General features: G+C 44.1%; 6 protein-coding genes. 2 read left to right on the top strand and 4 right to left on the bottom strand.

What is annotated here, in order from left to right:
* Positions 1-156: 156 nt before the first annotated feature.
* Both ACESZG_RS12940 and ACESZG_RS12935 read right to left on the bottom strand, forming a co-directional pair.
* A complete protein-coding gene (locus ACESZG_RS12940; RefSeq protein ID WP_306441525.1) occupies positions 157-573 on the bottom strand; it encodes an acylphosphatase in 417 nt (138 codons plus the stop codon).
* A gap of 106 nt (positions 574-679) precedes the next feature.
* Entirely contained in the window at positions 680-1,198 is a 519-nt protein-coding gene (locus tag ACESZG_RS12935; protein ID WP_022379958.1) for a nitroreductase, read from the bottom strand.
* A gap of 218 nt (positions 1,199-1,416) precedes the next feature.
* Here ACESZG_RS12935 and ACESZG_RS12930 point away from each other — a divergent pair, with 218 nt between their 5' ends.
* Together ACESZG_RS12930 and ACESZG_RS12925 are read left to right on the top strand one after the other, a co-directional pair.
* On the top strand, positions 1,417-2,613 hold the full coding sequence (locus ACESZG_RS12930) for a DUF4317 domain-containing protein (RefSeq protein ID WP_022379957.1): 1,197 nt from the start codon (positions 1,417-1,419) through the stop codon (positions 2,611-2,613).
* A complete protein-coding gene (locus ACESZG_RS12925; RefSeq protein ID WP_118409591.1) occupies positions 2,603-3,403 on the top strand; it encodes an HAD family hydrolase in 801 nt (266 codons plus the stop codon). Before ACESZG_RS12930 ends, ACESZG_RS12925 begins: the two co-directional genes overlap by 11 nt.
* 188 nt (positions 3,404-3,591) lie before the next feature.
* On the opposite strand, the gene ACESZG_RS12920 is transcribed toward ACESZG_RS12925, so the two are convergent.
* Together ACESZG_RS12920 and mfd are read right to left on the bottom strand one after the other, a co-directional pair.
* Positions 3,592-4,833, bottom strand: a complete 1,242-nt coding sequence (locus tag ACESZG_RS12920; RefSeq protein ID WP_373218480.1) for a peptidylprolyl isomerase — start codon at positions 4,831-4,833, stop codon at positions 3,592-3,594.
* A gap of 122 nt (positions 4,834-4,955) precedes the next feature.
* Entirely contained in the window at positions 4,956-8,273 is a 3,318-nt protein-coding gene (mfd, locus tag ACESZG_RS12915) for a transcription-repair coupling factor (protein WP_173702319.1), read from the bottom strand.
* Between the last annotated feature and the right edge of the window lie 68 nt (positions 8,274-8,341).

The following is an 8,341-nucleotide window of genomic DNA, read 5'->3' as shown; positions in this document are numbered from 1 at the left end:
TTAGCTGATCTTCCCGGGCTTAGTTTTTCTTAAGGCCCGAAACCGAGCCGAAGAGAATGATTTGAGCTTGCGTCCCTCTTACCTGATCTTCCCGAGCTTAGTTTTTCTTAAGACCCGAAGTCAAGCCGAAGAGAATGATTTGAGCTTGCGTCCCTTTCATCTGGAATAAAACCCACTCTCAACCTCCACCGGAATCACCCTCTCCTCAATCCCCTCAATCTCAATAAACCTCTGTCTCCCCAACATCTCCACCATCTGCGCAAGCAGCTCCCTGCTCCCCTGCGCCTCCATCTCCACGCGGTCATCCCAGTTATTTCTCACCCAACCGGTAACCCCCAGAGAACTGGCAATATAACAGGCCCGATAGCGAAATCCAACTCCCTGCACTCTCCCCGAAAACCAATAATGCTTCCTTATCAGATTCTCTCTCATCTCCGAACCCTTCCCATCCTGAACATCATGCTTTTTCCAGACTCCCCGGCCTTTCTCATACTCCTCGGCAATCTCCTCACCTGTCTCAGAATCCTGCAGAAACGTTCTGTACTTCTTTCTCTTAAAATCAAATATACTCAACAGCAACCCTCTCTCACAGCTACTGTGCCGGCAACTTGATTTCCCGAACATTCTCACATCTTTCCTGCCAGCCTGTTTCAGGAATCACTCTGCCGCCACACTACAATCACACCCTGATCACAAATCCGTCTTTTCTCGCTTTCGCTTTCGGATATTCCCCGGAGCGATAACCAAGCACACAATGACCAATTCCAACATAAGACTCCGGCACACCCCACTCTGCCTTCAATGCCTTTCCTTCTTCAGAAGCAAACACCTCTCTTGCACGATGAATCCAGCAGGAATCAACCCCAAGGGCATGAGCAGCATTCATCAGATTTCCCATAACCAGACTTCCATTTTCCACACATGTAGGCATATTACTGTCTGCAAAGACCACAACAACTGTCGGTGCCCCATAGAACGGATCACTCTCAGTCCCCATCACATCCGCATTCATTTTAGAAAGCTTCGCAACAAGTTCCGGATTCTGTGTTACTACCATAAGTGTACCCTGTTGTCCCATTCCGCTTGGTGCGTATTCCCCTGCTTCAAGAATTTCATTCAACACTTCTTCCGGCACCAGATCTTCTTTATAACCACGTACACTTCTTCGCTCCAAAAGATTTTTTATTGTTTCATTCATGTCTCATATCCTCCTGTATTTATTTTCATCACTGTCAAAGCAACATTACTGTCCACCACGTTCTCAGCAACACAGCCAGGCAACAATATCTTCCTATATTATAGCACTACATCTACCAAAACTCACCTGTATTTCCCATAATTTTCAGGCAATTTTCCTTGCCCCTGCATCACAACTAGTCTATAATAAAGAACAGACTAACATGAGGTATAAACTATATGAACAAAAAAGAAATTTCTGAAATCAAGAAACAGTTCACTCCCGAGAACTGTTCTCTCACCCGCATCTGCGGATGTTACGTTGACGGAGAAAAGAATAAAAAAACCGAACTGAAAGAAGCATTTCTCTCTTTATCAGAAGAAGAAATGTTCAAATACTTTGAAATTTTCCGCAAATCCCTTTCCGGAACAATAGGAAAAAATCTGATGAACATGGAATTTCCTCTCGAGCAGGAAACTGAGGGTGGAACTCAACATTTTCTTATGAAACTGAGAGAAAGCAAACTGACCGATGATGCACTGGTAGAAAGTTTCTACGATAAGATCATTGAAAACTATGATTATCCCGAAAACTACTACATCATCCTGATCCATGGAGTATATGATATCCCCGGAAAATCTTCCGACGGTGCAGAAATGTTTGATGCATCTGATGAGATTTATGAGCACATCATGTGCTGTATCTGTCCTGTAAAACTCTCTAAGGCAGGTCTTTGCTACAATGCCGAAACCAACAGCATTCAGGACCGTATCCGCGACTGGATCGTGGAACTTCCGGATGTTGCTTTCCTTTTCCCGCAGTTTAACGACCGCAGCACTGACATCCATGGTGTCCTTTATTATAGTAAAAATGCAAACGAGCTTCGGGATATTTTTATCGATGAACTGCTTGGATGTACAGCACCTCTTTCTGCAGGAGGACAGCGTGATTCCTTTAACGCACTGGTTGAAGATACTCTGGGCGACGACTGCAGATATGACACTGTATTAAGCATTCACGAGAAATTAAACGACCTGATCGAATCACAGAAGGATGAGCCGGAACCTGTAGTTCTGACCAAATCTGAGGTAAAACGCCTCTTTGAAGAATGCGGCGTAGAAGATGAAAAACTACAGTCATTTGATGAACAATACGAGATCACAGCCGGGGAAAAATCCTCTCTGGTTGCTTCCAACATCACCAATACAAAAAGATTCGAGATCAAAACCCCGGATGTTGTAGTCCACGTAGATCCTGAACGTGCCGATCTTGTGGAAACACGCGTAATTGACGGACGCAAGTGCCTTGTGATTCCAATGGAAGGCGAAGTTGAACTGAACGGAATCCGCGTACATACAGGAAATGAAAATCCTTCTGATGACGAATTTTATGACAATACAGATACTGAGACAGAGGAGACATCTGATGGAGAATAATCGTAAACTCTTATTTTTTGACATTGACAAAACCCTGTTAACCCCTTACCCATGGACAGTTCCGGACAGTGCGAAACAGGCTTTAAAAGAAGCCCGCTATAATGGTCATCTCCTTTTCATCAATTCCGGACGTACCTATACAATGATTCCGGAAATCATTAAAGAAATGGGATTCGACGGCTATGTATGCGGATGCGGCAGCCAGATTTATATGAATGAAGAGCTTTTATTTTCCAGTTCTATTCCAAATCCGCTTTGCCGTAAAACAACAGAATTACTGCGGGAATGCAGAATTCCTGCGTTTTTTGAACGCCCGGATAAGATTTTATATGACAGCAGTTCACGTGCTGTTCCTGAAACTGTTCAGAAGCTGAAAGCAGAAGTTATAGTAGAAGATCTGGCTCTCTACCCGCCCGAAACATACAACCATTTTACATTTGACAAGTTTCTGGCTTTTCCGTCTGCTGATTCTGATATGGAAACTTTCCGCAAATTTGCAGATGAACATTTTCTGTGTTTCATACATGAAGACAAGGCCTGGGAACTGACTCAGAAAAATCTCAGCAAAGCAACCGGAATCCGGTTTCTGGCAGACCGCCTTGGGGTTCCGGTCAAAGACACCTATGCATTCGGCGATAGCACGAACGATCTTCTTATGCTGCAGTTCGCCGGAAACAGCATCGCAATGGGCGACTCGGATCCCCTGATCCTGCCTCACTGCACTTACCAGACAACCGATATAGAGGACAACGGAATTGCCAATGCTTTGAAGCATTTCCATCTCATTTAGCAGAACATACAAAATAACGTATTATCATATCTCTATTTATCTGTGTTATTTTTGCATATTTAGGAGAATGATTTCGGATTTATTTAAACTCAAAAACAGCTATGTGAAAACACTCAGGTTTTCATCATAGCTGTTTTAATTTACAATACTCAATTCCTATCAGCAGGCTACTGACAGTTCGGATTTTCTTATTTAGCTGCTTCTGTCGGTGTTGCTTCCGGTGTTTCAGTAGTTTCTGCTGCTTCTTCCTCTGCCGCCGGAGTCTCTGTTGTCTCTGTATCCTCTGCTGCAGGTGTTTCTGTAACTTCCTCTGTTTCCGGTGTTGGAGTTGCCTCTTCTGTCACTTCAGGTGTCGGTGTTTCCGGAACCGGGGTAGGAGTCGGTGCCATGAAGGTATGTTTGTCAGTGATCTTAAGTGTCTTAAGGACTTTCTTAACCGCCTTTACATCTGCCTCATCCAGCCATTTGGCAGTTGTATCTGTAAAATAGGTATTTTCTTTGGAATTCTGAAGAGATTCTCGCTTGGAAGCTGTGGCATCTTCATCATTGATCTTGTCAAGTCTTACTACATAGTATCCTGTGTCAGTCTCAATAATATTGTCTGCGACTTCTCCGTCCTTCAGTCCTCTCAGAACCTTCAGAACCTCATCCGGATATGCCTCGCTGCCGGAATCTTCATCCTCGTCTTCGCTCTCTTTTGTTGTAAAATTACCCTGTACTGCAGAATAACTGTCATCTACACCTTTGGCAATCTCACTCATGTCTGCTGTAGGATCCTCTTTCATCTTATCCAGAATCTCCTGAGCCTGTTCTTTCTTAGTCTTTTTCTCCTCATCAGTTATATCATCACCGCTTGTAGAGATACTTACATAAGTGAAGGTTGTCTGATTCGCTTCATCATCAGAAACTGTGATCTTTCCTTCTGCTACAACCGGATCATACATCTTCTTCTGAATTGTCTGAAGCTCCAGAAGTGTTTTTACCTGATCTTCCGTTACCGCAAGTTCCTTAATTGTCTCTTCACTGTTTGCAGCCATAAACTGTGATGCTGCATCTGCGATCGCTGCTTCATCATCATCTGTAAGCTCTATGTTATAATCCGCAGCCTTCTCTTTGAGAATATACATCTTCTCAACAGACTCCAGACTGCTTGTCACTGCCTGATCACCATAAGTCTCATCTGAATCATCACCTGCTGTCTGATCCCAGATATTATCTGCACTTCCCATATAATTTAAATACATGGTTGTTGTCTGCTGTTGCTGTTCGCGGGCATAAAGACTTACAACTCCAAGCGGAATATCTGTTCCGTCAACAGTAGCCACTGTCTTTGTTCCATCTAATGTTTTACTTCCACAGCCGGAAAGCATACCAACTGACATCACACCTGTCAGTGTCACAACGGCTGTTCTCTTTACCATTTTTTTCATTTCTTCCTCCATATTATCAATCTGGTCTTTCTTCCATACCACTTTCCCAGAATGTACTGTTATTAGAGTATAAACTTTTTTCCTGCGAAGGGCAAGGCAAATCGAAAAATATGTAGTATATTTCACATATTTTCCGCCATGCTCTTAAGCTCCTCTGCAAATTCCGTCAATGCCAGGATCAGATTCCCCTGTGGTTCCAGGATAAATTTTGGTTCCTGCTCATTCTTAAACTGCAGACCTCTTCTGTATTTCTGCATAAGAGCCGGAAAGCCTTCTGTATTCAGCCTTGCTTTCTCATAAAGGGTAAACCGGACTGTTTTTCCAGTCTGCTTTATTTCCGTTACGTACCCCTGATGAGCAATCGCCTTTAACTTCGCAATCGCCAGAAGATTCAGCACTGCCTTTCCGGGTTCTCCGAAACGGTCCAGAAGTTCTTCCAGCATATCATCATAATCCTGTTGTGTCTCAATCCCCGCAATTCTTTTATAAATATCCAACTTCTGAAATTCATTACTGATGTAGGAATCAGGAATATACGCATCAACATTCAGATCAACCGATGTCTCGAAATCCTCCATTGTATGAATACCCTTCGCCTCTTTCACTGCTTCATTGAGCATCTTACAATAAAGATCATATCCAACCGCATTCATATGTCCATGTTGCTGCGCACCCAGCAGATTTCCGGCACCTCGAAGTTCCAGATCTCTCATTGCAATCTTAAATCCGCTTCCCAGATCCGTATACTCGCGGATCGCAGCCAGACGCTTCTCAGCCGTCTCCTTCAACATCACATTCTTTCTGTACATCAGAAACGCATAGGCAGTTCTGTTGGAACGCCCGATCCTTCCCCGAAGCTGATAAAGCTGAGAAAGCCCGTATCTGTCTGAATCATGAATAATCATAGTATTTACATTGGAAATATCCAGCCCTGTCTCAATGATCGTGGTGGAAACCAGCACATCAATATCCCCGTTTACAAAGGAATACATCACATTCTCCAGTTCCCTCTCACTCATCTGGCCATGAGCAAAATCCACCCTTGCGTCCGGCACCAGCTTCGCAATACGCAGGGCAACATCTGCAATATCCGTCACTCGATTATAAACATAATAAACCTGTCCGCCTCTGCGCAATTCCCTGTTGATAGCCTCTCGGACTGTCTCTTCATCATATTCCATAACATATGTCTGGATCGGCATTCTGTCCATAGGAGGCTCCTCCAGGACACTCATATCCCGGATTCCGATCAGGCTCATATGAAGAGTACGGGGAATGGGCGTTGCAGTCAGTGTAAGGACATCCACATCCTTCTTTAACTGCTTGATTTTTTCCTTATGCGTAACTCCAAACCGCTGTTCCTCATCAACGATCAACAGGCCAAGATTTTTGAACTGTACGTCTTTGGAAAGGATTCTGTGCGTTCCAATGATCACATCCACCTGACCTTTTTTCAGATCTTCGATTGCCTTCTTCTGTTGTGCCGGGGTCCGGAATCTGCACAACAGTTCCACACGTACCGGAAATTCCTTCATCCTCTGCACAAAGGTATTATAAATCTGCTGCGCAAGGATCGTTGTAGGTGCAAGATAAGCTACCTGTCTGCTCTCCTGTACTTCCTTAAATGCGGCACGCAGCGCCACTTCTGTTTTGCCGTATCCCACATCCCCGCAGATAAGCCGGTCCATAATCCTGGTACTCTCCATATCACGTTTGGCATCCTCAATAGCACTGAGCTGATCCTCTGTCTCTTCATATGGAAACATTTCTTCAAATTCTCTCTGCCATACAGTATCAGGACCACAGACATATCCTTCCTTTTCCTGACGCACTGCATAAAGCTCTACCAGTTCTTTTGCAATATTTTTAACTGCCCCACGAACCTTGCTCTTTGTTTTATTCCACTCCTGAGTACCAAGTTTGTTCAGCTTCGGAGCCTTTGAAGCATCTGCCCCTGAATATTTCTGCAGACAGTCAAGCTGAGTAGCAGGAATATAGAGATTGCTTCCGCCTCTGTATTCAATTTTAATATAATCTTTAACGATCCTGTCTACTTCAACTTTTTCAATTCCTCGGTAAATACCAAGACCATGCTTTTCATGGACAACAAAATCGCCGATAGAAAGCTCCGCAAAATCCTGAATACGGCTTCCACTGTAATTTTTTTTCTTCTTTTTTTTCTGTTCCTGTCCAAAAATGTCAGATTCTGTCATTACCGCAAACTTGATCAACGGGTATTCAAAGCCCTTCTTTGCATGGCCATAAACCACCATGATCTCGCCCGGACAGATCTCCCTGTCATAATCTTGTCCATAAAAGGCTGCCAGTCCCTCTTCCTGAAGATCCTTTGCCAGCCTCTCGGCCCTTGTGCGGGAACCGGAAAGCAACGCGATCCTGTATCCCTGTTTCTTATACTGATGAAGATCTTTTACCAGAAGTTCAAAACTGTTGTTATAAGCGCTGATTGATTTTACCTCCAGGTAAAATTTCTCCCGCACTTTCCAGCCTGCCTGTTTCGGTTCCAGCGCACATACAGAAATACAGTTGCGTTTATTCAGTTCTTTTTGAAGCTGTTCAAAAGAACAAAGCCAGTTTTCCGGCAGATTCCGGCTGCCTTTTTCCTCTCTGTGCATACGGCTCTGTCTGTACTCTTCTTCTACAGCCCCGCCTTTCTCAGTCAGTCGGTTTGGTTCATCCAGAAAGATTATGGTTCTTTCCTCCGGAAAATAATCCAGGAAGGAAACCATATCCTTGTCCCCTATATGCTCCACAGCCGGATAGATCGTAAGTTCTTCCAGATTTTCCAGAGAACGCTGACTCTCCGGATCAAAACTCCGGATAGAATCAATCTCATCTCCCCAAAGCTCGATTCTCCATGGATTTTCCTCAGTGAGACAGTAAATATCCACAATACCGCCACGCACAGAGAACTGCCCCGGCATTTCCACCTGTCCTACCCGCTCGTAACCTAAAGCCACCAGCTGGTTCTTCAGCTGTTCTATGTCTACGGTGCTGTCACTTTCGTAATGAATCAGCTGTTCTTTTATCTTTCCCAGAGATTCCAGAAAATCCATACATCCGTCAATACTTGTAACAACTGTCAGTTCTTTCTCTTCCAGTAACGCCTTAATGACCTTCATCCTCTGACGTATCAGCAGATTTCCATGGATATCTGCCTGAAAGAACAGAAGATCTTTCGCAGGATAAGAATACACTTTTCTGTCATAAAATCTGTAATCTTCATAAATTTCTCTGGCGCGGCGTTCGTCCTCCGCCAGGATCAGACGATAAGGCGCAATCCCGGAAAGTCCGTACATCAGATGAGATTTCTGCGATTCCATACACCCCGAAACCTGCAGGATTCCCTTATTCGTTTTGCTTTTTTCTTTAATCTGTTCAAACTCTGCAAGCCCCTGCAGAGGTGTTAAAAATGCTTTCATCTTCACCCCTCATGATCCTTCGACGTAATAAAAGCGGCTTCTGTTTCCAGTTACCGCTTTCTATACCT

Origin of the sequence: Blautia sp. Marseille-P2398 (assembly GCF_964240315.1) — a bacterium.
GTDB lineage: Bacteria > Bacillota > Clostridia > Lachnospirales > Lachnospiraceae > Blautia_A > Blautia_A wexlerae.
This window is presented reverse-complemented; position numbering and strand designations above follow the sequence as displayed.

What these genes read in the sequence shown, in the direction of transcription:
- ACESZG_RS12935 (WP_022379958.1), bottom strand. Translation starts at nt 1,198, where the DNA reads ATGAATGAAACAATAAAAAATCTTTTGGAGCGAAGAAGTGTACGTGGT.
- ACESZG_RS12930 (WP_022379957.1), top strand. Translation starts at nt 1,417, where the DNA reads ATGAACAAAAAAGAAATTTCTGAAATCAAGAAACAGTTCACTCCCGAG.
- ACESZG_RS12925 (WP_118409591.1), top strand. Translation starts at nt 2,603, where the DNA reads ATGGAGAATAATCGTAAACTCTTATTTTTTGACATTGACAAAACCCTG.
- ACESZG_RS12920 (WP_373218480.1), bottom strand. Translation starts at nt 4,833, where the DNA reads ATGAAAAAAATGGTAAAGAGAACAGCCGTTGTGACACTGACAGGTGTG.
- mfd (WP_173702319.1), bottom strand. Translation starts at nt 8,273, where the DNA reads ATGAAAGCATTTTTAACACCTCTGCAGGGGCTTGCAGAGTTTGAACAG.